The organism is Labrenzia sp. THAF35 (assembly GCF_009363595.1).
GTDB classification, from domain to species: domain Bacteria; phylum Pseudomonadota; class Alphaproteobacteria; order Rhizobiales; family Stappiaceae; genus Roseibium; species Roseibium algicola.
In genome coordinates, this window is record NZ_CP045381.1 from 64,864 (window position 1) to 91,251 (window position 26,388).

Here is a 26,388-nt window from a genome sequence, read left to right on the forward strand (position 1 = left end):
GATTGATCATGTCCAATAGCAGTGGTTCGTGGCTCAGGCTGATCCACGCGGTCGCCAACGTCGAAGCAGACCTCGCAAAAGTCCTGCAAGACCGGCATGGCCTTGGTCTGTCGGATTATCGCGCCCTCGAGATCCTCTCCAAATCGCCCACCTCCGAATTGCGAATGCAAGAACTAGCTGCCCATCTGCAGCTGAACCAGAGTTCCGTATCACGCATGGTCGAGCGTCTGGAGCGGGGGGGCTTCACGGTTCGTGATCTTTGTCCGGACGACAAGCGCGGTGTCTACACCGTTCTCACCGACAAGGGACGTGCACATTTTGAAAGCGCGAAGCCCGATTACGAAAACGCATTGGAAAATGCCCTCAAGGAGCACGGTGGTGCCGAGTTGCTGCTTGCGCGATTTGGAAATGCGGAAGACGTGGTCTGATTGGCCATTTGCGGTTGCGTTGCCGATCAACGGCAAACTTAAAACGGAATGCTGAGCCTGAGCGAGCCGCTGTTGGTGGCCAGATTTTCGGAGAATCGGCCATTGTATTCCAGGCGCAGGTCGACCCCTTCAATGGATGTGAGCTGAAGGCCGGCCCCGATCGAGGCAAACAGATCCTCATGTTCGAGAGACGTCTTGAACGACCCGGTTCCCCCGGCGCGGTTGGTGAAGCGTGCATCTGTTTCCCATTGGTCACTGGACAGGAACGACACACCGAGTTTTCCATATACACGCAGGTCCTTGCCGTCCTTGTAGCGCAGGCGGCTTCCAATCTCGATAGAAGGCGTTGCGGCAAAATTCCAGTGGCCGGTGGAGTCGAATTCAAGTCCGTAATCACCGCTTTCCCGGTAGTCGCCGACCCTGGAGTAGATAGCGTCGAAGTCGACATAAGGTTTAACGTAGACGTTGGTTGCCGCGAAGGTGCGTGCGATCCGTGCTCTGACGGAGCCAGCCAGCACATCGGGAGAGCTGGAGATCGTCTCGGAAAGATCGGAGATCGACAGGTTACGGTCGAACCTGGTCGCTCCGTAACTGCCAGCGGCAGCGGCCGAAAGGGTCCAGGCCCCTATCTCCCGCTTCAGGCTTGCCCCGAGATACCCCGCCTTGCCGTCTCCTTTCACGGTTCCGGAGGCCTGTGAAATCCATGTTTGCTGAAAGGCAGCAGCGCCACCGATGAACCAGCCGGGCGCTATTTCCCGTTGTCCTCCCAGCTGGTAGGTCAGCGCATTAGCGTTATAGCTCGGTGAATTGCCGATGGCTGAGCGGTGACCCGTTCCGCCGGTTGCGCGTGCCCAGCCACAGGAGCCTTCGGTTATGCCTGCGCCATCGCCTTCGAAGACAGGACAACTCATCAGGCTGTCGCCGAAGGACAGCATTTCGAAGGTCTGTTCGACGACGGCAGCAAGCCCGGTGCGCGGCAGAAGCTGGTTCAGGGTGTCTGCATAGCTGCCGGATTGATTGTCGACCTCGTCGGCAATGGCCCCGAACAGTGTCCCGAAGATGTTGTTGCCGCCGCGATCCCAGATATTCTGCAGGTTTTCCGCAACGGCCTTCTGATCCCGGTTGAGTTTCACCTTGCCGTTGGGGGTAAAGTCGGCGCCGGTTACCTGGAAATAATAGTCGGAGCCTTCCGGACTGAACAGGTAATCGAAGATGAGAGAGTCCTGCGGGGTGAGGGTGCCTGTAACAGATCCGCCGACCGACAGAACTTTCGTCTTCCTGTCCGGAAGAAGGCTGATGGTCTTGAGACCGAGTGTGCCTGCAAGCGTCGCGTCGCCGCGCACTTCCAGCCAATCGGAATCGAAATTGTTCAGGTCGATGTCCGCGACCAGAAAACCCTGTGCGCTTTGCGTGAAATTGCCGGTAATCACTGTCTTGCCGGGGTCGCGTGCGCGGCCCAAAACGAAGCGGCCGTTGTTGACGACATTTGCATCGTACAGATAGCCGTCAGCAAGGGTGTTGGGTGAGTTGTTGGTGACTGTACCGGCGCTGCCGCCGTCGGCATTGGTCAGGACGACATCCCCGTAAAGAGACGCAGTGTCGTTGACGGTAACATTGAGGATTGCCCCGTCAGCCGTCGTGCCCGTTCCGGAATACCAGACCGCATAGGAGCCGGTGTCGTCGGTGCCGTTGCGCGATGCGCCTGACTGGACAATGGCATTGTCGTTCAGAACCAGCGTGTTGTTGAGTCCATTGGCGACCCTGATGGCCGCGGCATCCGTATCCGTGCCCCCCTGGACGTTGCCTTGTCCGTCAACCGTGATCCCGATTGTGCCGTTGCCGTCAGCGCCCTGGCTTTGCGCAAAGACACCCGACGAACGCGATCCGGAGGCATAGACCTGACTTGCGATTTCCAGATCGATAGCGCCCGCGGTCCCCGTGCTGTCTGTTGACATGAGGCCAGCCACGCCGCCGGTGCCGGTTCCGGATATACCGCCGCCGCCGCCGATGGACTGAGCGATAATACCGATGGACTCGTCACCCGTGACGGTGATCGGCGCGTCGATATCCAGTGTGATCTGGCCACCATTGCCGCTGGCGCCGCTGGAGGTCAGGTTCGCGGTGGCGTTGGTCATGGAACCGCCGGTCGCATCGCCCGCCAATCCACCACCACCACCGATGGATTGTGCCACCAGGCCGAAAGCGCCGTCGCCGCGGGTCTGGATGCCGGCGCCTCCGGTTAGCTGGAACGTCACCGCGTCACCGTTGCCTGCCGCACCGCCCGTGCCGCCAATTGCCAGATCAAGCCCGCCTTCTACGCTACCGGTGACGCCATAACCACCGCCGCCGCCGATGGACTGGAGCAGAACGCCATGAGAGCGGTTGCCGTAGGTGGCAATCGACGTGTCCATCGTCAGATCGATTGTGCCGCCATTGCCGGCCACACCGCCAGAACCGCCAACAGAGACGCTCAGCTCGTTACCGTCGACGCGGGTTGTCTCTGCGCTGCTGCCGACCCCGCCGGTGCCGCCGCCACCGCCGATTGACTGGGCAACCAGGGCAGCAGCATCATTGCCGCTGGTGGTGATCGTTACCGCGCTGGTGTCATAGGTGTGAACCTCACCGCCGTCGCCGCCTGCACCACCTGTGCCGCCGCCGTCGCCACCGATTGCCAGTGTGCCGGTCTGGTTGTCCGAGCCGTCGCCACCCTGGCCGCCACCGCCACCGATGGACTGCATCGTCATGCCGGTAGCTGCAAAACCGGCCGTGTTGATGAAATTGCTGTCACCGTCTACCAGCCAGACGGCGACTTCACCGCCGTCCCCGCCAGAGCCGCCCCTGCCGCCGACTGCAAGTTGGATCGAGGCGCTGACTTCGCTGCCGCTGGCCGTGGACGAGCCGCCCTGGCCGCCGCCGCCGCCAATTGATTGCAGGACGACCCCGTCCGCCCAGGCACCTTGCGTGATGATCTGGCCATCATGGTAGTATTTGACCTGATTGCCGTCCCCGCCGGACCCGCCGCCACCACCGACATCGACCGTGAACGAATAGGACGCTCCAGAATCCGACAGGCGCTTGATCTGTTTCTTCAAGGCCCCAATGGCGTCGAGAACCTTGTGAGACGACGCGTCATTGCCGAGCGATCCGCCGATACCACCGCCGCCGCCGATGGATTGCAGCACGACACCGTCCGAGTCGCCGCCGAAGGTTTCGATGCGGCCGTATTGTTCGGTGTAGATGGTGCCGCCGTCGCCGCCGCTGCCGCCAATCGCGCCTACACCCAGGGACATGCTGCCGGAAACGCTGCTGGCACCAACGCCAAGGTAGACGGTGCCACCCTGCGAGTTGCCGCCGCCGCCACCGATGGACTGCCCGACCAGGCCTTTGGAGCCCGATCCCTGCGTCTGGACCGTGTAGCCGGCAAAGTTATGGATCTCGACGGAGGAGCCGTCACCGCCCGAACCACCCTGGCCACCCAGGGAAATCTTCGCTTCCAGCGAAGCGATACCGCCTTGCGAATAGGCGTTGCTGTTGCCCAGGCCACCGTTACCGCCACCGCCGCCAATCGATTGGGCCAGAACGCCATGGGCACCGTCACCAAAAGTGAAAAGCGTGCTTTCCGGGGCCAGACTCGTGAGTTTCGTTGCGGTGGTGCTGCCTGAATTGGAAGACGAGCCGTAGGTTCCCAAGGTTACGTTGACTTCCCCGCCATTGCCGCCACCGGATGTCGTAAACGCATAATCCATATTGAAGTCGCTCAGGACATTGCCGGTGCCGCCCCCCAGAGCAACGGTAGCGGTGGATTCCACAGTGTCCTTGTCGCCAAGCGTGGCTGTCAGCGCGGACGCATCGCCGCCGTTGCCGCCGCCGCCGCCAACCGATTGAGCAAGGATCCCGTGAGAGGCGTCGCCGATTGTCGTGAGCCTGGAGGGTTGATCATAGGTGACGGTCACGTCGCCGCCGGCTCCCGCATTGCCGCCGTTGCCACCAACGGTTGCCACATAGTTGAAGGCGAGGGGAACGCCGGTGCCGGTTGGAGCGGCAACCAGAAAATCGCCGGCGGATGTCGAGCCGCCATTGCCGCCACCACCACCGATGGACTGGGCCAGAATGCCGGTGGCATTGTTGGGGGCGTATTTGGAGGTGGAAGACGCGGAAAGTCCGGTGGCGATGGTGCCGCTTGAAAGATCGATTGTGACGTCGTCCCCGTCGCCTCCGTCGCCGCCGCTGCCGCCGAGGACAAAGGCTGCGTTGAAGCCGACGGTCGCGTCAAAGTAATTGGCGCTGCCGCCCGTGCCCCCACCACCACCGATGGACTGTGCGAGGACAGCTGTCGACTGTGCACCGGAGGTCGCGGCGTAAAACTGGTTCTGGGTCAGGGAAACGGTGCCCCCGTCACCGCCATCGCCGCCGCTGCCCCCCATCTGGAAGGCGAGGAACGAAAGGACGCTGAAATTCTTGACGCTGCCGCCGTTGCCGCCGCCGCCGCCGATGGACTGGGCGATCAGCCCAGGTGCGAATACGCCGGTTGTGGTGATGTGCGCGTTGCCGTTGCTTGTGGCAGCCAGAAGTGAGGGAAGGTCGGAGTAAACGCATCCGCCGGTGTTGTCGACGCAGACCTCGCCGCCGTCACCACCGAGGTCGGCGGAACCGCCGACGCCGATGGAGGCGATGGTCGACAGGGTTTGCACGCTGCCGCCGTTGCCGCCACCGCCGCCAACAGACTGGAAGATGGCTCCAGGAGAATAGCCGCCGGAGGTGACGATGGTTCCGATGTTCGGAATGGCGACCGTTCCGCCCTTTCCGCCCGCTGAGCCCTGGCCGCCTACGCCGACAGTGCCGGTGGCATCGCCACCCGAGCCACCGCCACCGCCAATCGATTGCGCAAGGATTCCGGTAGAGGAGTCGCCTTTGGTCGTGACCTTCTGCGTATTCGAAACGCCGACGTAACTGCCATTTGACGTTGTCGATCCGGCAGCGCTGCCACCAACGCTGACAAACCCGCTGGAAGATCCCGCGGCTCCGCCACCACCGCCAATGGACTGGGCGATGATGCCGAGCGAGTTGAAGCCACTGGTCGTGATGTCCGCGCTTGAGTTGACCGTTACGGTACCGGCTGCGCCTCCACCGGCGCCATCGCCGCCCAGTCCAACCAGGGTTGAGGCATCGATCCCGCCGGTTCCGCCACTTCCTGCGATCGACTGCGCGACGACACCGAAGGCATGGTCAGCTGCCGTTGAGACTGTCGCATTGCCAAGCGAAAGGGTGACGTTTCCGGCATCGCCGCCATTGCCGCCGTTGCCGCTCTGACCGCCGAGAACACTCTGAAAATCGCTCCCCGTTCCGCCGCCGCCGCCGATGGAGTGCAGCGCGATGGCTGCGGAAAATGCGCCGCTTGTCTCAATACTGGTATCGCCTGAGACAGTGACGGAAACCGCGCCGGCATCGCCGCCGAAACCGCCGCCGCCACCGGTGCCGGCGAGAGCCGTGCCGTCGCCGCCGTCTCCGCCTTCACCGCCGATACTCTGTGCCAGCACGCCATACACATTAGCGCCACTTGTCTCGATGGATTTTCCGTCTTGAAGAGATACCGACACGGATCCTGCCGTACCGCCATCGCCGCCGCTATGATCCTTGGTGGGGCCGGTGCCACCCTTGCCGCCGAGGCTTTTTGCGCCGATTGCTGCGCTCGGTTCGTAGCTGCCGCCGGTAACATCGAGGACGAGCCTGGCTGAGTTGGTGATCGAGACGTTGCCGCCGTTGCCGCCATCGCCGCCGTCGTCGCTGTTGTCAGTCGAGGCGGTCCCGGCGCCGCCTTCGCTTAACCCATAGAGAACGAACAGGCCGTCGCCCCCGGCCGTGGTGACATCCCAGTAGATGTCGCCGTTCATGGCGTTGTTGATCGTGACTGTTCCACCAGCACCGGCATTGCCGTTGTTATCGCCGCCTCTGCCGCCAAAGGATCTGGCGATGAATCCGCCGCCTTCTCCAAGCCCCTGAAAACGGTTGCTGCTCGAACCGACGGTGAAGCTGCTCGGGGCGGTGTTGTTGACGGTGACGCTGCCGCCGTCACCGCCCTTGCCGCCATATTGGTCGGACAGGACGCTGTTGTTCTGGTTGCCTCCTGTTCCGCCGTTGCTTTCGGCAACGAAAATAGCAAATCCGAAATTGGCGTAACCAATGGCGGTATAGCTTGCAAGGCCGTTGTTGGTAACCTGCACCGAGCCACCGTTGCCGCCTGCGCCGCCGTTCGAATTGTTATCTCCGTTGGATTGATCGCCTTCGCCGCCGCTGGATTGGGCGAAGATGCCCATTGCAAATTGGCTGACTTCCGACACGCTGATATCGATATTTGACTGATTGACGATTGTAACTGTTCCGCCAGCTCCGGCTGCGCCGGAGTCCTCGCCTGCCGACCCTCTGGACTCGACATACCAGTTTGCATAGATGCCCTTGCTGGTCGGGATAACCATATTCTGCTGGCCGTAATTCTGGATCGTGATGCCAGGGGCCTGGGCGCCAGCGGATGCACCCGTTGCGGTCAGATCGACGTAACTGACATCCGTGCCGGTATTGAAGGTGCAAACCCACGGGTCGCCGGAATCGTCACACAGGGAATCCGCCAGGGCGGGGGATGAAAGGCACAGGCTCGCAACGGATGCGGTGGACAACAGCAGCGATTTCACGCGAATGTTTTTTCTGACCGAAGGACGGGAGACCTGGTCTTTTCCTTCGGTTGTAAGGCCGAGGCCCATTTTCTTATCCCTGAAACAATTGGCTTAAAAAGTTTTGAGACGGAACTTTTTGCTCTTCCTCGTCAGGAATAACTATGGTTGCAGGGCAGCGGGTTTCACTGCAAATTCGATGAACCAGCTGAAATCATCGATGAAATTGTGGGCCGTGCCGCAGGAGCGGTCCTATATTGAAAGTTACCTTTCCAGTACGAGATTGCTTGTAACATGCTTTTAGATGAAGCCGTTCCGGCGACGACACGCAGGACTGTCTCCACTCCAGAAGAAGACGTCCGCGTGCACGCCGTCAGTAAGTCTCATCACGAGGAGCGCCTGCAGCCAGAGACCGAGCATCTCTTCTGGAAACTTCAGATCGGCGGCTGGTTGTTCATAGCCGTTTATGGCTTTTTCGCCCGAGTGGTGACGTTCTCCGACTTCCGGCTTGCGTTCACGTTGACCCTTTCGATGGACCTGGTCGGCTTTCTGCTGACGAGCGCTGCCCATCACTATGTTCTCCGGAACGTCCAGCGGCTGATCACGATTCCGGTGTTCCTGGGGGCGGCGGCGTTTTCGCTCGCGTGCGGCACCTTGCAGATGTATCTAGCCTGGTATCTGCGCGACCTGATTTTTCCTGAAGCCCTGCCCTTCAACACGCCTCTGACGCCGGTCGTTTATTACACTTCGGTTCTGCTGGGCTGGATGTTGGCCTATTTCTGCCTTAGGTCCGATTACGAGGCGCGGATCGCGCGGTTGCGGCGCAGCGAGGCGCTTGCGGAGGCCATGCGTTCCGAACTGGAACAGCTGCGGCTGCAACTGGCGCCTCACTTCCTGTTCAATGCGCTCAATTCCGTCGCTTCGGAAATTCACGAACGGCCCGACACCGCGCTTGAAATGGTGAGGGAAATTGCAGGTTACCTGCGCTATTGCCTGAACCAGCAGCGCCGGGACCTCTGTCCGCTGTCGGAAGAAGTGGAGGCGATGAACGCTTATCTGCGCATCCAGGAAATCCGGTTTGAAGACAAGCTTCAATGCACCGTCAGCGTCGACGAAACCGTCAGGGACATGATCGTTCCCCACATGATTCTGCAGGGGCTCGTGGAAAATGCGGTCAAGCACGGGTTAAAGCACCAGTCGAATCGTATCGACATTCACGTCTCTGTCAGCCGTCTCGGCAAGGATGAGGTCGAGGTTTCCGTCACTAATTCAGGGAAGATTTCGGAAACGGACCCGACACGGAAATCGATCGGTCACGCCAACCTCAGAAAACGCCTGCAGCTCTACTATCCGGAAATGCACGAGTTCAGCCTGTGTGAGGGGCAGGGCATGGTCGTTGCCCGCATCTTGCTTAAAGGTCCGGCATGCTCCGTGTAGTTCTGGTTGACGACGAACCTTCCGCCAGGCGCGGCCTCAGGCGAATGCTTGCCGAATTTCCCGACATTGCTGTGAGTGGTGAAGCAGGGGACCTCGAGTCTGCCCGGCAAGTGATGCATGAGGTCCGCCCGGATGCGATTTTCCTTGATGTGGAACTGACCAACGGCAAGGGTCTTGACCTTGCAACGGACCTGCCGCCCGAAACCTTCGTGATCGTCGTCAGTGCATACGATCTATACGCGATCGACGCCTTTGATGTAGCCGCACTCGATTTCCTTGTGAAACCGGTCAAGCCGGAGCGGCTGGAAACAGCGATTGGTCGTCTGCGAGAAAGACTGCCGCCGGTCCCGTCCACTCCGGATAACAATGTGTCCCCAACCTTGGTCACAGCGCAGGGTCGTCTTCAATTCAAGACCAGTTCAGCTTCGATCCTGGTGTCCCACGATGCAGTTGCCTTTCTGAGGGCGGAAGGGGACTATACCCGCGTCTATCTGGAAAACGGTCAGCAACACCTCGCCAATGGCCTCCTGCGTGTTTTCGAAACCAGGCTTCCTGCACCGCCTTTTCACCGACTAGATCGTTCCACTATCGTGAACTGCGCACAGATCCAGCGCGTCAATTGGCACGCTAGCGGACGCAGCAGCATTCATTTCTCTAATGGGAACAATGTCGTTGAAATTGGGCGCCCTGCATCAAAGAGATTGCGCTCCATTTTGCAGCTGAGCGGAGGCTGAAAACCGGCGGTTGGCGTCCTGGCTCTGGTCGCTGTTGCCAATCTTGGAACGTCCGACAAGGAACGCCAAGCAGTTCAGGAACCTTTCCGAAGCAATATGACGGTTCCTGCCGGATCGCATGTCCAATGGCCTGTGACATCTGTCAGCGGCTCCAGTTCGTCGCGTTTGGGAGATCCCAATGCCGCCAGGGCATTCGTGGGATCCTCATCGAACAGTTCTATCCAGACGTCCGTCTGGCTTTGATGCGGCACGCGGTCGATCCACAATGTCATGGGGCCGAACGAGAAGCCTGTGCTGTCCTTCAGTTCACGCGTCACCTTCAATCCGATCTTGTCCCGGTAGAAGGCTACGGTTTCGTCCCACCGATACAGCGGCACCTTGATCGCGATGTTCTTGCCCGGTTCCATTTCCAATTCCCTTTCGATGCGTGTTGCCTATTTGTAAAATCCGTCGCGTAGCCTGATGCCGTTTTCGAGCCAAACCTTCATGGCGCAGAGCATGCCCGTCCAGCCTTCGCAGTTGCCGAGACAGGACTTCAGACCTGTTTCGGTTCCGGGCCAGCCAAATTCGTTGATGCGGACATAGGTGCGCCCGTCTTCCAGCTCCTGAAACGTGATGGTCACGGTCGTCCAGGTGCGGGCGTCATCTCCTGCCTCCCACTGCAGAACGACTTTTTCGTTCGGCACCACCTCCTGCACCAGAACAGGGAATGCACCGGGAAAGTCATGAAAGTCCCAGGTCACCTCCGCACCCGCTTCAATGCGGCCTTGGGCTCCCCCGGTCGTGAAGAATTCCGAAAGCTGTGCCGGGTCGACGACAGCCTCAAACACCTCCGCGACGGGTTTAGAAATCCTCCCGCCGACTGTGAATTTCAGTTCCATGGCCCTGTTCCTTGTTGCCTTGCGAGCTATTATGTTATAAAAACATAACATGTCAACAGATGATCAGGATGATGCGCTTTTCAAGGCGCTTGGCCACAGGGCGCGCAGGCACATGCTTGACCTTTTGAAGAAGGGTCCGCTAACCACCGGCCACCTTTGCGAGGCGCTGCCGCAGATAGACCGCTGCACAGTCATGCAGCATCTGAAGGTTCTGGAAAAAGCAGGGCTGGTGGTGGTCGAACGCCGAGGGCGGGAACGGTGGAACCACCTGGACGCACTGCCAATTCAAGCAGTTCACGAGCGCTGGATCGGTCCCTACGCTGCTTATGCAGCCAGCATGCTGGGTGCTCTCAAGAAGAGCGTTGAACAGAGCGAGGAAACTCACGCTGCAGCCGAAACCCCCAACGGTGATACGAAAGGTACGTGATGACGTATCAGGTAGGCGCAAGCGCTCTTTTGGTGTGAGCGCTTGCAAGGGGCGTTCTCGTAAAACGCTGACCTCGCTCCGGCGGTGCTATTGACCGCCGCCGGACGAAGAACTTGCGTCTAGGCGTTTTCCGCGCTTCTCGAAAGGCAGCAGACCCTCGTCTCGGGATGACATTGGTCAATCGCGAACAGATTGATTTTGGTGCTGACGAGGTAGAGCGGAAACGCTCTTCCAAGCGTCTGGATCCAATAATCAATTTCCAGAGAGTTAAGGTCATTGCAAGACTTGCAATAACTGGAGAGTGAGTACCCTTTTTCCTGCAAGTCTTCGAGCGTTGTGCAGCTGCTTGTTTCCAATGGCTCAAGAATTCTTATGTTTAAAGACATTTTTGGCACACCATTTTTATTGTCGTAAGCAGCTTCAAGGGCGGTGTTCTTGGTTTTGGGCGATGGGAGCACTTGAAACTTGCATCTTTTTTACCGGTGATTGGGAACGTTCTCAATTCGTGGGAGTACTTAAGTATTATTTGAAAGGGGTGTGGCCCTCCGAGGGTTCGGGCAACCGGAAATCATGGCACGATTTTTACGTATTTAGTCCTGGAACCCGATTGCTTCCCAGACGGGGTTTCCGCCACATCTGCGGGTCGACATTGAACGCGGAACTTCAAATGCCCCCAGTTTCAAAACAGGCCTTCGTTGCCAAACGCCCTTACAGAATTGCCGCGCGATTGCTGCGAGCCGGGCAATGATGGTTCGGACCGCGCGGTTGGAGGATACCCCGCAAGTTCTCCGGTTGATCCAAGATCACGCGCAGTATGAGGGCGGGAGAGCCACTATCGACAAGTGCGTGTTGGAACGACTGCTGCAGGTCGAGGCGCCACCGGTTCGGATCCTTGTCGCTGAATCAGATCAGATCGCGGGATATGCCGCGTTGACGACAGACTATTCGCTCTGGTCCGGAGCGCGCTACGGGCATCTCGACTGCCTTTTCGTTGCGAAGGAATATCGCGACAGGGGCGTCGGCCAGATACTGTTCCTGAAGGTGCGTGAAGAAGCGCATTCTGCCGGGTGCGTTCGGCTTGAATGGCAGACGCCGGACTGGAACTGTCAGGCAACTGAGTTCTACAGAAGAAACGGCGCTGAATGTTTGTCGAAAACCCGCTTTGTCCTGCAGCTTGACGCAGGGTAGAGGGGGGGAGAACTGACAGCGTGGTCGTACTGGATTAAATCTTCACGAGTGCAGAACTTTTTCGATTAAATAGACCCGGTTTAGAAATGCGGATTCAGGCTTTTTTCAGCTTTGCCGTGCTCAATACTTGAGTGCAAGTTGGCGCTAATGACGAAGACGCAGCATGTCTACAGAAGTCAACATTCTTATTCGGTCCATGCGTCAGCTGGTTCCCAATCCGGAAACAAGCGCGATCCTGACTGCGATGGGTGTTTCCTACTGGGCCTACGATCCGGTTGCGGAAGAGTTGTGCTGGCAGAGGTCGGATCTGACCTCTGTCAGAGGTTATCGCCTTGCAAAGCTGTCCATTCAAAGGGCGCTTCAATACTACATCCAGCGTGACAGAACCCGCTTCCTCAAGGTGATTTCCAATGCGGTGGAACACGGTCTGTCGCAGACCACTCGTGTCACCATGAAAACGGATGGCGGTCACAAGTCCTACGACCTGGTGGCTTCTCGCATTTCCGGCAAACCGGCGTTTCTGATCATAGGGCTGATGAAGGAGTGTGCGCCGGAAGCGCCGGTCAACGCGGAATTGCCGGACATTCTGCAAAACCTGTCCAACGTCTTTATCTCGAACGCCAGTGCTGTCCTCATTACGGACAACAAGGGGGTGGTTCAGTCGGCCAATCGACAGTTTCTGAAGCTGTTCGGCATAAGTAACGCCAAACAGGTTGTCGGCCGCGATGCAAGAACGATCCCCAATTACATAGGCAAGAAGCTCGCCGGCTCATTTGCCGAGATGTTGCGAAGCCGCCTTGCGTCCAAGGGAACGCTCAAGCTGCCTCAGACGGTAGGCGATCCTGTTGAAGTTCTTTACGATCTGCATCCGATGGCACTCGATGATCCGAATGGCGGTATCATCTTTGCAGGGGAACTTGCTGCCAATTCAGTGGAAATATCCGCCAATGAAGTTCTGGATGCGGTTCCAACCCCAATTCTGGTTGCCGATCTGGATACTCGCCGCATCAAATACGCCAACAAGGCCGGTCGCGGCGAGTTGGGGTTGTCCGCAAAACAAATAGGAACCGAACGGCTATCCGACACGCTCATGAGCGCGAATGACGTTCGTGATCTGACCCTTGTTCTAGACAAGGTCGGCTGGGACGCTGGCCGTGTGTGGCAGGTTCAAAGTCACATCGGACTCAAGAGGCACTACCGTATTCGCACCTGCTTCATCGGCAAACAGTCTTCGCGGCAGATCGTGCTCGAATTTCTGCCTGTCCGGCTTGAAAAGGACAAACCCGGCAACGAAAAAGCCCAGAACTTCTTCTCGCGCCTGCTCGACATGAGCTTCAACTGATCCTGTCATCACTGTACGTCTCTGGAGGCCGCCAACGCAGACCTCCAGGCTTTTGAGCTTCATGCCGTCAGATCGTGACGGTCATTTCCTCCATGACGGATCCATATCCACCCGCCATCAGGCCGGTAATCCTGCCATCTTCAAGGTCAAGATCCACGGTAATGACACTGGGGGAAGCCGGGGTCATGAAGTGGCCCTGTTCAATGACGAACCGCGATTTCCTTTCGTGAAGCAGGTCGTGCAGCACACAGGCGAGGGGGCCAGCTGCCATGCCAGTGGCGGATTCCTCGTCAATTGCATAGCGCGGTGCGAACATGCGGGTGGTGGCGTCGGCCTGCGTGGCGTTTCGATCAGTCGTGAAAACGTAGTAGCCGATCAGGTCCAGCTTGTTGCTGATGTCATTGATCCTCGACTGGTCTGGCACGAGCTGCTTCAGGACGTCTGCATCGCGTACAGCGACGACGACGAAACTGTTGCCCGTGTTCACGAGGACAGGGCGCAGGCGTTCATCCAGCTGGTCTGCCTTCAGACCGAGCGAAGCCAGCACGTCGGCTTCGCTGACACCGCGCTCGGCCCAGGCTGGGCTCCGTTCATAAGACGGGGCAAGCTGTTCCATGTATGCCGCGCCATTCTTGATGACGATCTTGCGCGGACCATCGACGGTTTCCTTTGAAGTGGCACCCTCCCGAACCCGGCCAAGTTCTGCCATATAGCTGAAGGTCGCTATCGTTGCATGGCCACAATGGGCTATCCGCCTGTTTGGCGTGAAGAAGTCCAGCTTGAACCCTTCTTTCGCTGATTTAGACACGAAGGCTGTCTCTGAGAGTCCGATCTTTCCCGCAACGGTCAACATGTCTGCTTCCGACAAGCCATCGGCATCGAGGATGACGCCGGCCGGATTTCCGCCAAAGGCTTCCGAACCGTTTCGGCGCGTAACAAACCCGTTCACAATGCGGGCGACAATTTCTCTCGTTTCATTCATTTCATGCACCTCTCAATCATTGACTGGACACAAGAATGATGTCGCCTTATTGCTGGTTCAATGCCTGAATACATGAGTGAATTTCATGAATGAGCGAGACGAACTGCAAAACCGTCTTTTGCTGAACGCACAGCTGCTGCACGCTATTGCAGAAGAAGGGAACTTCTCCCGGGCAGCCGTCGCGGTCGGGCTGGAGCAGTCGGCGGTCAGCCATCGCATCAAGTCTCTGGAGGCCGTGCTCGGCATTCGGCTTTTCGAGCGAACGACCCGGCGCATCGTCCCGACGGAAGCGGGACGGATCGTTTGTGATGCCGCGCAGCGCTGTCAGGAGATCTGGGGCAGTGCGCTGTCACGGATTGCGGATGTGAAGACCTCCAGGACCATACGTCTTTCCGTGTCGTCCTCCGTTGCCATGAAATGGATCGTTCCGGCCCTGCAGCGCGCGCAGGAGGCCGGCCTTGACCTTGTGGTCGATGTGGAAGACAGGCTTGTCGACCTTCACGCCGGTGAGGCCCAGGCGGCGATCCGCTACGGGACCGGCCCTTATCCGGGGTTCCACGCCGAAGCGCTCATGACTGCGCAACTTGTGCCCGTTGCGCGGCCCGGCTTGTTGAAGGGGCAAATGGTTCCCGGCAAGGGAACACCGGCTCTTCTTGCAGACAGGTCCGGGGGGACAGACGGAACGGGCTTCAGCTGGACCGACTATTTCAAGGGGTGCAACTGGCCCGAGCCACCTTCAAGACCAGCGGCTTCCTTTGCAAGAGCCGACCTCGCGATCCAGGCCGCCATCAGTGGTATGGGTGTAGCGCTCGGCAGGACACTACTGATCGAAAACGACATCGAGGCAGGGTTTCTGGAAGTCGTCGGCAAACCGATCGCCTCGAAGGCAAAATACTGGCTGGTGACGACGGCTGCCTATGCAGACACAGAAGGATATCGCGATCTGCTGGCCTGGATCGGCACCGAAATCGAGATCGCACGCGACCAGAACCGAAGGCTGCTTGCCGTCCAGCCATGAACAGTCATTGGTTCCGTACGCGGCCTTTCAAGTGTCACCAGGAGCCTTCAGCCACTGGATCATAAGGTCAAGCTTGTGCTGGCTGGAAAGGCCGAGGTAATCGAGGTTCGACGAGGTCAGGAAATGCAGGGCTAAATTATCCAAAACATGATTGCAGTGGCGAAGGCCGCTTTGTTGACTGCTCGTGGCTGATCGATCAAGCGGATGGCCTGCTGCTTTATGCAATGGCCATAACGTTTTTCGCTCGCTGATTGACGCCTTCCGCCAACCTCGAAAGATCCACTGGACCCATGACTGACAACACCTACCAGATCAGGGCATTTGCGCCGGGCGACGGTGATGCCCTTGCCGCCATCTATCGAGGTGCGGTCGATCAGATTGCCAGGGCCGACTACTCGGAAGTCCAGCGGTCTGCCTGGCTCTCCATTGCACCGACGGGTGAAATCATGGAAACCGCCTATGGGGATGGAAGGCTCGCGCTTGTGGCGGTAGATCACGAAGCGCGGGTTATCGGATTTTCCGACCTCGAAGAGGATGGTCATATCCAGTTCCTCTATGTTGATCCGGGTGCGGCTGGCCGTGGTGTTGGTTCAAGCCTGATCAGGGCGATTGAAGGCGCGGCAAAGCAACAGGGTCTGGGCCGCCTTTATTCCGAGGCAAGCGAGACGGCACTGCCGGTATTTTTGAAGCAGGGCTTTGAACGTCTGCATCGTCGCGACCTGAAGATCGGCGATGTCGACATACATAACTACAGCGTCGAGAAGCGTCTTTGACGGATCTGGATCCCGGGCGGTTTGTGGCAATCGGGCCGAAGCGCTAGCGCGCCTTTTCGATCTGCTCGGTATGACTGTCCAGCCACTTCTGCAGGTCGCGCTCGGCACTTTCCAGGCTTTCGGCGTTTATGGCACGCAGGTTCAGGGCGCGTGTAATGGCACGTGTCCGCTTGTTGATCGCAAAATCGGCAGGTACCGTTTCGAGATTGTCCACGCCCAGCTTGTCATAAAGCGAGAGCAGGCGGTTCTGGACGGTGCGAAGCGACAGCCCCTGCCGAACGGCAATGACCTTGTCCGACAGGCCGAGAGCCATGTCCAGAAGAACGGCATATTCGCTGTCCGTAAGCGTGTCGTGTGTCCGGATGTGGCGCTGCTGAACCCGGTGGATTTCCTGGTCCACCACGATCTGGGACTCCAGAAAAACACCGCGCAGCGCCAGGTGGAGCCGCTCCTGTGTTGCCGTCTTCAGAACATATCCATAGGACGTTTCCTGGGGCACGATCCGGGCTATGCCGCGCAGGTACGCCTCGTCCGAATAGTTTGACCAGAACAGGATGCGGGTCTGGGGGCGTTCGCGCCAGATCGTCCGGGCAGCGTCGATGCCGTTGCGTTCCTTCATCTGAAGATCCATCACCACCGACTGGATGGAATGCCTGCGCGCCAACTGCTCGCCTTCCAGGCCGTTGGTCGCGTGGAAGATGTCCTCGACGTCTGGCAAGGCCAGTTGCAGGGCTTCGCTCAGATACCCCGCATGAAATTGATCGTCTTCTACCAGAAGCACCTTCATGCCAGCTCTTCCTCACCCGTCTGTGGTGCGGTTTCCTGACACGGGGCGCAGGTCATCGGCAGCTTCACCGTGATGGTCGTGCCTTCCTTGCTCGACATGCCGAAGTCCGCGGCGATCAGCCTTGCCCGTGTGCGCATATGGGCAATGCCTCCTGTTGCCTTGCTGGTGTGCCGGCCGAGACGGGAACCGGGAAGCCCTTTGCCATTGTCCCTGATTGTCATTTGCAGTCCGGATTTCACCCGCTTCACGGAGACGCTTATCTGGTCGGCTCCGGAGTGGCGAGCGGCATTGTTTATGGCTTCCTGGGCGATGCGAAACAGGGCAATCCGGATGGTCGGGTCGAGGGTGTCGATCAGGCCGTCCGTCTCGTCCGCAGCTTCAAGCATGGTGGACGAAACGTCCTCCACCGCGCGCTCCAGATGTATTCGCAAGGCGTGGGCAAAGCCGAACAGGTCCAGGATCGTTGGTACGGCGGTGTCGATGATGCGGCGAAGGTCGCCGATGCAGTGCTGAATGCTGCCGATCACCCGGGCCTTGTCGGAGGCCGTGTCCATCTTTTCAACGTCCCGCATGATCCGGGTCAGATCGGCAAGGGTCTGGTCATGCAGGTCCATGCCGATGCGCTGGCGTTCCTGTTCCAGAACCCGGGTCAGTTCCAGCGCGCCTTGCCGCAGGCCTTCTTCGCGTGCCTGAGCTTCCGCGCGGACGACGGCTGCACGCTTGGCCTTTTCGTTGGCACGCAGGGAATAGAAATAGGGGGCAAGCACATCGGCAATCTGCCTGACTCGCACGACAGTGGCCTCGTCATAGATGTCCGCTGTGCAGGAGGAACAGTTCAGCGCTCCGATGGTGCGGCCAAGCACCTTCATGGCGACATTCACCCGGCTGCGCAGCTTGTGCTTGATGATCGGCTGGGCCAGTGCACCCTCATAGGTGTAGCGCTTGTCTTCCATGGCGTTGCCGGTGAGCATGTAATCCGTCTCCCCGAGCAGGATGCTGCGAACGGGCGAGATGGCGACAGGCGTGCGTGACAGGCTCCAGCGCGTCTTCATGCCGACTTCGTAACTGGTGTTCCAGGTGTTTTTGTCGTCCACCAGGCAGACGTCCAGGTGATCGATCGGAAGCAGGTTCTCGATCTCGGCCTTCACCGATCTCAGGGCAGCCCGGATTTCGACCTGGCCCGCAAGATGACTGGAAATGCGTAAGAGAGAGACGAGAGCCGTCGGCTCCGACACCTCCTGGTTTTCATTGGCTTCCTGTCGCATGGCAACAACAAGCTCCTCCCGTTTATTGCATGCCAGTGTGCGGTACAGGGCTTGCGTCGGCAACCCATCTGTTGCGCGCTCAAGTGCATCACGGTTGCGGGAACCCGCAACCGTGATGCGTTTCTTCCGCTTTACGCATTTCCTTAACGTCAGCAATCTGAGTGCGGGATGCGTTGGGAGAACTGTGTCCCGTTATCAAAGACGCCTGCTGGCGTCAGGGAGGAAACATGAACAACAAAGCCAAGCTCTTGGGGGCGGTCGCACTTGTTGCGGTCACCCTGCCGGGTCACGCTGTAGCGGACACCGCGGATAAACGTATTGCCCTTTCCAATAATTATGCCGGCAATTCATGGCGTCAGGCCATGCTTGAAAGCTGGGCCAAGGTCGGCGACAAGGCTGTTGAAGACGGCTTGGTCGCCTCGGCCGATGCATTCACCACGTCCGAAAACCAGGCAACCGAACAGGCTGCCCAGATTCAGAACATGATCCTGCAGGGCTACGATGCGATTGTGGTCAACGCAGCTTCGCCAACCGCCCTCAACGGCGCGATCAAGGAAGCCTGCGACGCCGGCATCACGGTCGTCTCGTTCGACGGTATCGTCACCGAGCCCTGCGCATGGCGCATTGCGGTCGATTTCAAGGAAATGGGCCGTCAGCAGGTCGAGTATCTCGCTGGACGCCTGCCGGATGGCGGCAACCTTCTTGAAATCCGCGGTCTGGCCGGGGTTTTCGTGGACGATGAAATCCACGCAGGTATCGAGCAGGGCGTGTCGGAATTTCCGAAGTTCAAGATAGTCGGGTCGGTCCACGGCGACTGGGCGCAGGATGTTGCCCAGAAGGCAGTTGCAGGCGTCTTGCCGAGCTTGCCGGAGATCGTCGGGGTCGTGACCCAGGGCGGCGATGGCTACGGGGCAGCCCAGGCGATCAAGGCGGCCGGCCGCGACATGCCGATCATCGTGATGGGCAACCGCCAGGACGAAATGAAATGGTGGGCCGAAGCGCGTGACGAAAACGGCTACGAGACCCTGTCTCTTTCCATTGCCCCGGGTGTTGGCACGCTTGCCTTCTGGGTCGCCCAGCAAGTGCTCGACGGTGCAGAAGTGCCCAAGGATCTCACGGTACCTTTCCTGAAAGTCACCCAGGAAACGCTTGACGAGACGCTTGCCGCAACACCTGCCGGTTCGGTGGCGAACGTCGAATACAGTCAGGAAGACGCCAAGTCCGTCATTGCAGCTGCCAACTGAGGGAGAGACGGAATTGGAAGTGGCAACTGGCGCCGGCAGGCCGAAGCCGGATGTCCCGTTGGTTGCCCTTTCGGGCGCGTGCGTTCACTTCGGTGCAGTGCGCGCGCTCGACGGGGTCAGTCTGACCGTCAGTCCCGGCGAATGTGTCGGTCTGATGGGTCACAACGGTGCGGGCAAATCGACAGCCGTCAACGTGATCAATGGCGGACTGACGCCAACGGACGGACAAGTCCGTTACGGGCATGAGGACGGCAGAAAAGGAACGGGGGCGGCACGTGCGCGTGCCTGCGGTATCCGCAGTGTTTTTCAGGAACTTTCCTTATGCCCAAACCTGTCCGTACTGGAAAATCTGAGAGTTCCACATCGTGATCTGACAGGGTTTGGCTGGCGCAAAACGGCTGCCGGGCGGATTGCTGGTGCTCTCGACGAAATCTTTCCCGGACACAGGATCGAACCGGGCATGATCGTCGGCGACCTGACCCTGGCGGAACGTCAGATGGTCGAGATCGCTGCCGGATTTGCAGGTGGCCCGACACCACCACGTCTCGTCATCCTCGACGAGCCGACATCGTCCCTTGATGCCTCGATCGCCCGGCAACTGCTCGAACATGTCCGCCGTTTCTGCGCCAAGGGTGGTGCGGTCATTTTCATTTCGCACATGCTGGGCGAGGTTTTCGAAGTCGCTTCACGGATCGACGTGATGAAGGACGGCAAGATCATCGCCAGCAGACCGGCGTCCGAATTTACCCAGCAGGGCCTGATCGATGCCATGGGACATGTGGCAAACGAGAAGGCTGTCGCCCGGGCAGCAGTCGAAAGCAGCCAGCGCATCGGCGAAGAAGTGCTGAAGACGCCGGAAGGGCTCAGTGCCCGCAAAGGGGAAATCGTTGGCCTGGCCGGTCTTGCCGGGCATGGACAGGCAGAAGCTTTGGCCCGGTTCTTCATGTCCCGGTCGGGGAAACTTACGCGGGTGAAGGATCCTGAAGCGGCCTTCGTTGCCGGTGACCGCGGCCGGGACGGGGTCATGCCGCTCTGGTCGATCCTTCGAAATCTCACGCTGACACACCTGCCAAGCCTGACCCGGCGAGGGTTGGTCGACAGGATTGCTGAACAGGCGCTGGGCGCAGACTGGAAGAAACGCATCGGTATTCGGACCGACAATCTGGGAAATCTCATCCTGTCCCTGTCCGGCGGCAATCAGCAGAAAGTTCTTTTCGCCCGCGCACTGGCCTCATCCGCCCCGATCGTGGTGATGGACGACCCGATGCGCGGTGTCGATGTCGGCACCAAACAGGAAGCTTACGACATGATCCGAACGGAAGCCGCCAACGGGCGCACCTTCCTGTGGTATTCGACGGAAACGGATGAAGTCTGCCAGTGTGACCGGGTGTTTGTGTTCCGGAACGGGCAGATATCTGCGGAGTTGACCGGGGACGGCATCACGGAAGAAAACATTCTGGCCGCATCCTTCCAGATGCAGGGGGGCGGCGTATGAACGGAAAGTACCGCATTCTGCTTCCGGTCCTGTCCCTGACTGTGCTGCTGGCGGCCGTCTTTTACCTTCAACCCCGGGCAATGAGCTACTTCGGCCTGAACCTGCTCTTCAATCTCGCGGTGCCGATCGCATTGGCAACCATCGCACAGATGATGATCATCATGGTCAACGACATCGACCTGTCGGTCGGGACGTTCGTCAGCTTCGTCGCCTGTGTTACGGCAACCTTCCTGAACGATGCGCCGCTCGTCGGTGCGGCTATCCTGCTGGCATCGATCCTCGCCTATGCGGCCATCGGCGCGCTCATTCACATTCGCCAGCTTCCGGCGATCGTGGTCACGCTCGGCATGTCATTCGTCTGGGGAGGCCTGGCGGTTCTGCTGCTGCCATCGCCGGGCGGTGCGGCGCCGACATGGATCCGAACGGTGATGACCGTCAAACCGCCACTGGTGCCGATGGCGGTGGTGGCCTGCATCCTCATCGCCGGTCTGACGCATGTCCTAATCATGCGGTCTTCGACCGGCACGCTGTTGCGCGCAGTCGGCGGCAACGCCCAGGCGGTTGCACGCTCCGGCTGGTCGGTCACGAAACTGAAGGCGGGCGCCTATGCGCTTGCCGGCTTCTTCGGTGTCCTGGCCGGTATCTGCCTCGTCGGACTGACAACGTCGGCCGATGCCAACATCGCCTTGCGCTACACGTTGCTCTCCATCGCCGGAGTGATCCTGGGGGGAGGAGAGTTCACGGGCGGCCGGGTCTCGCCTGTCGGTGCGGTTCTCGGTGCGTTGACACTCGCGCTCGCCGGAAGTTTCCTCTCGTTCATGCGCCTGTCGCCGGACTGGCAGATCGGCGCCCAGGGCGCGATCCTCATCCTTGTGCTTGCGGTGCGGCTGATCTTTTCGCGCCGCAGCCGGAAATGGAAGGGAACCGAAAATGGATAACTCCCATCTTTCGACAGTTCTCGCCATCCCCAGAAGGCCCTGGTTCTGGGCGTTCGCGGCCAGTGCCCTTGCCTATTTCGCAACCCTTTCGCTGACGGAAGGACGCGGTGGAGGGGAGCTTCTTTCCGCAGCGCTGACCTTTGCCTCCTTCTCAGCCATTGTCGGGCTGGGCCAGATGTTCGTCATCACCCTTGGTCCGGGCAATGTCGATCTGTCTATCCCTGCGACCATGACCCTGGCCGGCACGCTGTCGCTCAAGTTCATGGACGGCGCGGCAAATCTCATCTTGCCGGGGCTCGCCGTCGCGCTTGCAGTCGGTATCGGCGCGGGCACATTCAATTACCTGCTGATCCGGCTTTTGCGGATCCCGCCAATCATTGCGACCCTTTCAGCGTCGTTCCTTTATCAGTCGCTGGCGATCTGGTGGAACCGCGGCCTCAGGATCAAACCGCCCGAGGCGCTCGCGGATTTTTCGACCGGTGCCATCGCCGGCCTGCCAAACCTGACGATCATTGGCGTGTTGATTGCGCTGTTGAGCTGGGTGGTGCTGGAACGCTCGATCTTCGGACGCTGGGTGTCCGCCTTCGGGCAGAACACGCGCGCGGCCCGGCTGAGCGGGATCCCGGTGGAGACGGTCCGCGCGGTCACCTATGTCGTCTCCGCCGTCCTGGCCGCGTTCACCGGATACCTTCTGGCGAGCTTTTCAGGAGGTGCCGCACTGAACATGGGCACGGAATATCTCCTGATTTCCATCGCCGTTGTCGTGATCGGAGGCTGCTCCATTGCAGGCGGCAATTCGAATGTTCCGGGCATCTGGGGCGGGGCGCTGCTGATGTTCCTGGTCGTTTCGATGTTGAATTCCTACGGCTTCGGCGCAGGCGTGCGCCTGATCATGACCGGCGCCATCATCATTGGCATCGTCGCTGCCGCATCCGGAAAGGGCAGACCCACATGAACAGTTTCTCTTCTCCCTATCAGATCGACGATCCCCGGTTCAGGAACCTGATCCAGAAGAACGCCAGGCTGCGCCAACTTGCGACCGGCTTTGAATGGACAGAAGGGCCCGTCTGGTTTGCCGATCACCAGCACCTGTTTTTTTCCGATATTCCCGCAAACCGGATGATGCGACTGACACTCGATGGCCAGGTCAGCACCTACCGCCAGCCTTCGGATTATTCCAACGGCAACACCCGGGATCGTCAGGGCAGGCTGGTGTCCTGTCAGCATGGCACCCGCTCTGTTACCCGGACCGAGCTGGACGGCACCCGCACCGTGATTGCAGACAGCTACCAGGGAAAACGTCTCAATTCACCGAATGACGTGATCGTCCAGTCGACCGGTGCGATCTGGTTCTCCGATCCGACCTACGGCATCCTGAGCGATTATGAAGGCTACACGGCAGAGCCGGAGCAGGCGGCCCGCAATGTCTTCCGCGTTGATCCGGCGACGGGCGAGGTCGAGGCAATGATCACCGACTTCACCCAGCCGAACGGTCTGGCCTTTTCAGCGGACGAGAGCGTTCTCTACGTGGCAGAATCCGGCTCCAGTCATGATGCCGGGGTTCCCTCCGTCATCCGCTCCTTCAAACTGGACGACACCGGCAGGATCCTGTCGGACGATGTTTTTGCCACGATTGACCGGGGCCTTCCCGATGGAATGCGGGTTGATATCGCCGGCAATCTTTGGAGTTCGGCGTCCGACGGCATCCACTGTTTCCACCCCGACGGGACCCGTCTTGGGAAGATCCTGGTGCCGGAAGTGGTCTCCAACCTGTGTTTCGGTGGTGTGCGCGGCAACCGGTTGCTGATCACCGCAACCACGTCCGTTTATGAGATTGCGGTCAACGCGAGATCGGCGATCTGAGAAGATCGCCGCACAGAAGCCTTGAGAAATCTTCAACTGGCAGACCCGATCGTTACTACAAGGTCACGATCGCCTTGATCAAGGCTTCCCTGTCTGTCGCCAGCTCCTTGATCTTCGCCGGAAGATCCTCAAGGCGCACGGTCAGCGTGCACAGCGCGTCCGTGTCGATCCGGTCTGAGCGAATTGCCGACATGACGGTCTCGAAGTCTTCTCTCGTGGCGTTTCTGCTGCCGATGATCTGGGTTTCGCGCTTGTGAAACTCCGGGTCGCTGAAGCTGATGGTTTCCTTCACGACGCTCACCAGTACATAGCGGCTGCCATGCGCAAGAAGAGGAAAGCCCGCTTCGATGGCGGCCGCATTGCCTGTTGCATCGAAAATCACGTCGAAGCCGTCTTGCCGCGGACCTGACAGAATGTCGGTTCCGACGAGATGCGTGTTCTTGAAGCCGAATTTTTCCGTCGCCTGGGCCAGCCGCGTTTGGCTCATGTCCAGAAGATGGACTTCGGCTCCCGAAAGCCGGGCAAAGAGAGCTGTGCCGATGCCGATGGGGCCGGCCCCGGTGACCAGAACCCTGTCGTCGGCAGATAACGCCGCCCGGCGAACGGCATGGGCCCCGATTGCAAGAAACTCCACCATCGCCGCCTGAAGTTCCGTCAAGCCGGTCGCCGGATAGAGATTTTGCTGGGGAACGGCGATGCGGGAACACATTCCGCCATCCCGGTGAACACCGAGAACCTCGATGCTGCTGCAGCAGTTCGGTTTGCCCTTCATGCAGGCCCGGCAGGCGTTGCACGAAAGATACGGGTTGACCACCACCAGTTCCCCGGCAGTCCACGGGCCGACACTTTCCGCGACCCTGCCGCTAAGCTCATGACCGATGACACGCGGGTAGTCCAGGAAAGGGTGCTTGCCTTCCAGAATGTGGTAGTCGGTGCCGCAAATGCCGACGGCCTCGATGTCCACAAGCACCCAGCCGTCCGGCGCGTCTTCGGGCAGGGCCCGCGTTTCGAGCCTGAAGACGCCCGGTTCGATGACGGTTCCGCATTCCATTGATCGGGCCACTGCCGGTGATTTGGTCTTTTCAATATTCATTGAACGGCTTTCCGGCTCCTGGGAGCCCAGTCGTGAGGAAGGTCGCCCTTGATGATAAGGCTGAGAACATCATCCTTGGTCACGTCTTCAATCCGGTGCGAGCCAACTTTACGGCCCTTGTTCATCACTATGACACGATCGCAGAGTTCGAACACGTCATGCATGTCGTGGCTCACCAGGAGGATGCCTATTCCTTCTTCGCGCAATTGTCTGATCAAGGCACCGACCATGGCCGTTTCCGAAGGGCCGAGAGCGGCTGTCGGCTCGTCCATGATCAGGATCTTGACGTCAAAATAGATCGCTCTGGCAATGGCAACAACCTGGCGCTGACCGCCCGAGAGGCTCGACACCGGATCGTTCAGGTTCTTGAAGTTCGGGTTGAGCCTTTTCAGAACGCGGACCGCCTCGGCCATCATCCGGCTGTCGTCCAGATTTCCGAACCTTGTTTTCAGTTCCCGGCCGAGAAACAGGTTGGCGGGTGCGTTCAGATGATCTGCAAGGGCAAGCGTCTGGTAGATGGTTTCGATGCCCAGATCGCGGGCGTCGTGGGGCGATTGAATGTCGGCGATTTCGCCATTGACGCGGATTGTCCCCTCATTGGGGATCATGGCCCCGGACAGGATGCGCATCAGACACGATTTGCCGGCGCCGTTGTGGCCGAGAACGCCAACGACTTCACCTGGATAAAGCTCCAGAGAAACACCATTCACCGCCCTTATGCCGCCAAAGTGCTTTTCGATTGCCTCCATCTGCACCAGCGGTGCCGCGGATTGTGCATCTGGTTTCATATTCCGTGTCCCGATCGACGATTGAAAAGACCGGAAGCCTTTGAGCAGAAAGGCTTCCGGCCGCGTTGTGGTGCGTTAGTAAAGGACGTTCTGAACGCTCGGATGATCGATGTTGTCCTTGGTCGCCAGGACAACGCCGGTGTCGATGAAGTTCGGGACCTGTTCACCGTTCAAAAGCTTCAGAATGGTCTGAACGCCGATCTCGCCCATCTGGAACGAGCCTTGAACGGCGGTCGCGGCCAGAGTTCCGTCGCGGACGAAATCCTGAAGGTCTGTGTTGCCGTCAAAGCCGATTGCCGTGACCTTGCCCGCCTTGCCAGCTTGTGCCAGGGCCCGGCCCATGCCGATGGCCGTCGGTTCGTTCGCGCCGAAAATGCCGACGAGATCCGGGTTTGCCGCCAGAACGTCGGTGGTCTGGTTCAAGGCGGTTGCCATCTGGGACTGGGAGTAATAGGGGCCGACGATCTCGATCTTGGACTGATCCTCGATCCGCTTGACGAAGCAGCCGACGCGGCCAAGTTCGGAGCCGACACCCGCGACATAGGACATCACGGCAACCTTGCCCTCTGTCCCGACTTCCGAAATCATCTTGTCGGCAACCAGTTGACCGGCAGCACAGTTATCGGTCGACAGGAATGACTGGTAAAATTCCTTGCCGTTGTCGGCGAGGCCGGAGTCGATGATGACGACGGGAATTTCGGATTCATACGCTTTCTTCACCGCCGGGATCAGGGCTTCCGGATCGGATGGTGCCAGGACAATTCCGGATACGCCGCGGTTGATGGCGTTCTCGACAAGGCTGACCTGATCGGCAACGGCCGATTCCGAGGCCGGACCGTTGAAAGTCATTGTGTGGTTCGACTGGCCTTCGATGGCTGCGCTGGCGCCCTTGTTCACGTTCTGCCAGAAGTTGGAATTCGTCGTCTTGACGATGACCGCAATTTCTCCGGCCTGCGCGGCTGCTGCGGACAGCGCAAGGGCACTTGCCATCATCGCTGTTGTCAAAAGCTTCTTCATTTCATTCTCCTCCGTCTGAAGTT

At 59.3% G+C, this 26,388-nt stretch carries 22 protein-coding genes; 13 read left to right on the forward strand and 9 right to left on the reverse strand.

The window, feature by feature from the left end; genetic code table 11:
- Positions 1–8: 8 nt before the first annotated feature.
- Entirely contained in the window at positions 9–428 is a 420-nt protein-coding gene (locus FIU93_RS28645; protein ID WP_152507774.1) for a MarR family transcriptional regulator, read from the forward strand.
- 38 nt (positions 429–466) lie between these two features.
- Here FIU93_RS28645 and FIU93_RS28650 read toward each other — a convergent pair whose 3' ends face one another.
- Entirely contained in the window at positions 467–7,183 is a 6,717-nt protein-coding gene (locus FIU93_RS28650) for an autotransporter outer membrane beta-barrel domain-containing protein (RefSeq protein WP_152507775.1), read from the reverse strand.
- A gap of 204 nt (positions 7,184–7,387) precedes the next feature.
- Between FIU93_RS28650 and FIU93_RS28655 the strand changes: the two genes are divergently transcribed.
- Both FIU93_RS28655 and FIU93_RS28660 read left to right on the forward strand, forming a co-directional pair.
- Positions 7,388–8,530 carry a histidine kinase gene (locus tag FIU93_RS28655; RefSeq protein WP_152507776.1) on the forward strand — a complete coding sequence of 381 codons (1,143 nt, stop codon included), beginning with the start codon at positions 7,388–7,390 and terminating at the stop codon, positions 8,528–8,530.
- Between the two features lie 44 nt (positions 8,531–8,574).
- Positions 8,575–9,264 (forward strand): LytTR family DNA-binding domain-containing protein, encoded by a 690-nt coding sequence (locus tag FIU93_RS28660; protein ID WP_286202463.1) that lies wholly within the window; start codon positions 8,575–8,577, stop codon positions 9,262–9,264.
- A gap of 74 nt (positions 9,265–9,338) precedes the next feature.
- On the opposite strand, the gene FIU93_RS28665 is transcribed toward FIU93_RS28660, so the two are convergent.
- Both FIU93_RS28665 and FIU93_RS28670 read right to left on the reverse strand, forming a co-directional pair.
- On the reverse strand, positions 9,339–9,671 hold the full coding sequence (locus FIU93_RS28665) for a VOC family protein (protein WP_023001524.1): 333 nt from the start codon (positions 9,669–9,671) through the stop codon (positions 9,339–9,341).
- A gap of 27 nt (positions 9,672–9,698) precedes the next feature.
- Positions 9,699–10,145 (reverse strand): SRPBCC family protein, encoded by a 447-nt coding sequence (locus FIU93_RS28670; protein WP_055660716.1) that lies wholly within the window; start codon positions 10,143–10,145, stop codon positions 9,699–9,701.
- 49 nt (positions 10,146–10,194) lie between these two features.
- Here FIU93_RS28670 and FIU93_RS28675 point away from each other — a divergent pair, with 49 nt between their 5' ends.
- The 3 genes from FIU93_RS28675 to FIU93_RS28685 all read left to right on the forward strand — a co-directional run bounded on the left by FIU93_RS28675 (position 10,195) and on the right by FIU93_RS28685 (position 13,102).
- The gene (locus FIU93_RS28675; RefSeq protein ID WP_152507778.1) at positions 10,195–10,572 is read left to right on the forward strand and encodes a metalloregulator ArsR/SmtB family transcription factor; all 378 of its coding nucleotides are present in this window, start codon (positions 10,195–10,197) and stop codon (positions 10,570–10,572) included.
- 846 nt (positions 10,573–11,418) lie between these two features.
- A complete protein-coding gene (locus FIU93_RS28680; RefSeq protein WP_173017453.1) occupies positions 11,419–11,760 on the forward strand; it encodes a GNAT family N-acetyltransferase in 342 nt (113 codons plus the stop codon).
- Positions 11,761–11,923: 163 nt separating this feature from the next.
- On the forward strand, positions 11,924–13,102 hold the full coding sequence (locus FIU93_RS28685) for a PAS domain-containing protein (RefSeq protein WP_152507780.1): 1,179 nt from the start codon (positions 11,924–11,926) through the stop codon (positions 13,100–13,102).
- Positions 13,103–13,169: 67 nt separating this feature from the next.
- Here the strand turns inward: FIU93_RS28685 and FIU93_RS28690 are convergent, their stop codons facing one another.
- A complete protein-coding gene (locus FIU93_RS28690) occupies positions 13,170–14,084 on the reverse strand; it encodes a PhzF family phenazine biosynthesis protein (protein ID WP_152507781.1) in 915 nt (304 codons plus the stop codon).
- Positions 14,085–14,169: 85 nt separating this feature from the next.
- Between FIU93_RS28690 and FIU93_RS28695 the strand changes: the two genes are divergently transcribed.
- A complete protein-coding gene (locus FIU93_RS28695; RefSeq protein WP_152507782.1) occupies positions 14,170–15,102 on the forward strand; it encodes a LysR family transcriptional regulator in 933 nt (310 codons plus the stop codon).
- A 290-nt stretch (positions 15,103–15,392) separates the two neighbouring features.
- Complete coding sequence (locus tag FIU93_RS28700; protein WP_152507783.1) at positions 15,393–15,875, forward strand: GNAT family N-acetyltransferase; 483 nt, start codon at positions 15,393–15,395, stop codon at positions 15,873–15,875.
- 43 nt (positions 15,876–15,918) lie between these two features.
- On the opposite strand, the gene FIU93_RS28705 is transcribed toward FIU93_RS28700, so the two are convergent.
- The gene (locus FIU93_RS28705) at positions 15,919–16,662 is read right to left on the reverse strand and encodes a response regulator transcription factor (RefSeq protein WP_023001516.1); all 744 of its coding nucleotides are present in this window, start codon (positions 16,660–16,662) and stop codon (positions 15,919–15,921) included.
- Complete coding sequence (locus tag FIU93_RS28710) at positions 16,659–17,927, reverse strand: sensor histidine kinase (protein ID WP_286202464.1); 1,269 nt, start codon at positions 17,925–17,927, stop codon at positions 16,659–16,661. Before FIU93_RS28710 ends, FIU93_RS28705 begins: the two co-directional genes overlap by 4 nt.
- Positions 17,928–18,154: 227 nt before the next feature.
- Between FIU93_RS28710 and FIU93_RS28715 the strand changes: the two genes are divergently transcribed.
- Genes FIU93_RS28715 through FIU93_RS28735 form a run of 5 tightly spaced genes read left to right on the forward strand, consistent with a single transcriptional unit; the run spans position 18,155 to position 23,467 of the window.
- On the forward strand, positions 18,155–19,171 hold the full coding sequence (locus FIU93_RS28715; protein WP_152507785.1) for an ABC transporter substrate-binding protein: 1,017 nt from the start codon (positions 18,155–18,157) through the stop codon (positions 19,169–19,171).
- 13 nt (positions 19,172–19,184) lie between these two features.
- Positions 19,185–20,666 (forward strand): sugar ABC transporter ATP-binding protein, encoded by a 1,482-nt coding sequence (locus FIU93_RS28720; protein WP_286202465.1) that lies wholly within the window; start codon positions 19,185–19,187, stop codon positions 20,664–20,666.
- Positions 20,663–21,604, forward strand: a complete 942-nt coding sequence (locus tag FIU93_RS28725) for an ABC transporter permease (protein ID WP_152507786.1) — start codon at positions 20,663–20,665, stop codon at positions 21,602–21,604. The genes FIU93_RS28720 and FIU93_RS28725 overlap by 4 nt, the downstream gene beginning before the upstream one ends.
- A complete protein-coding gene (locus FIU93_RS28730; RefSeq protein WP_152507787.1) occupies positions 21,597–22,559 on the forward strand; it encodes an ABC transporter permease in 963 nt (320 codons plus the stop codon). Before FIU93_RS28725 ends, FIU93_RS28730 begins: the two co-directional genes overlap by 8 nt.
- The gene (locus tag FIU93_RS28735; RefSeq protein WP_152507788.1) at positions 22,556–23,467 is read left to right on the forward strand and encodes an SMP-30/gluconolactonase/LRE family protein; all 912 of its coding nucleotides are present in this window, start codon (positions 22,556–22,558) and stop codon (positions 23,465–23,467) included. Before FIU93_RS28730 ends, FIU93_RS28735 begins: the two co-directional genes overlap by 4 nt.
- A gap of 55 nt (positions 23,468–23,522) precedes the next feature.
- On the opposite strand, the gene FIU93_RS28740 is transcribed toward FIU93_RS28735, so the two are convergent.
- The 3 genes from FIU93_RS28740 to FIU93_RS28750 all read right to left on the reverse strand — a co-directional run bounded on the left by FIU93_RS28740 (position 23,523) and on the right by FIU93_RS28750 (position 26,365).
- A complete protein-coding gene (locus FIU93_RS28740; protein ID WP_286202474.1) occupies positions 23,523–24,518 on the reverse strand; it encodes a zinc-binding alcohol dehydrogenase family protein in 996 nt (331 codons plus the stop codon).
- A gap of 38 nt (positions 24,519–24,556) precedes the next feature.
- Positions 24,557–25,348 carry an ATP-binding cassette domain-containing protein gene (locus tag FIU93_RS28745; RefSeq protein WP_023001508.1) on the reverse strand — a complete coding sequence of 264 codons (792 nt, stop codon included), beginning with the start codon at positions 25,346–25,348 and terminating at the stop codon, positions 24,557–24,559.
- A gap of 75 nt (positions 25,349–25,423) precedes the next feature.
- Positions 25,424–26,365 carry an ABC transporter substrate-binding protein gene (locus tag FIU93_RS28750; RefSeq protein WP_152507790.1) on the reverse strand — a complete coding sequence of 314 codons (942 nt, stop codon included), beginning with the start codon at positions 26,363–26,365 and terminating at the stop codon, positions 25,424–25,426.
- Between the last annotated feature and the right edge of the window lie 23 nt (positions 26,366–26,388).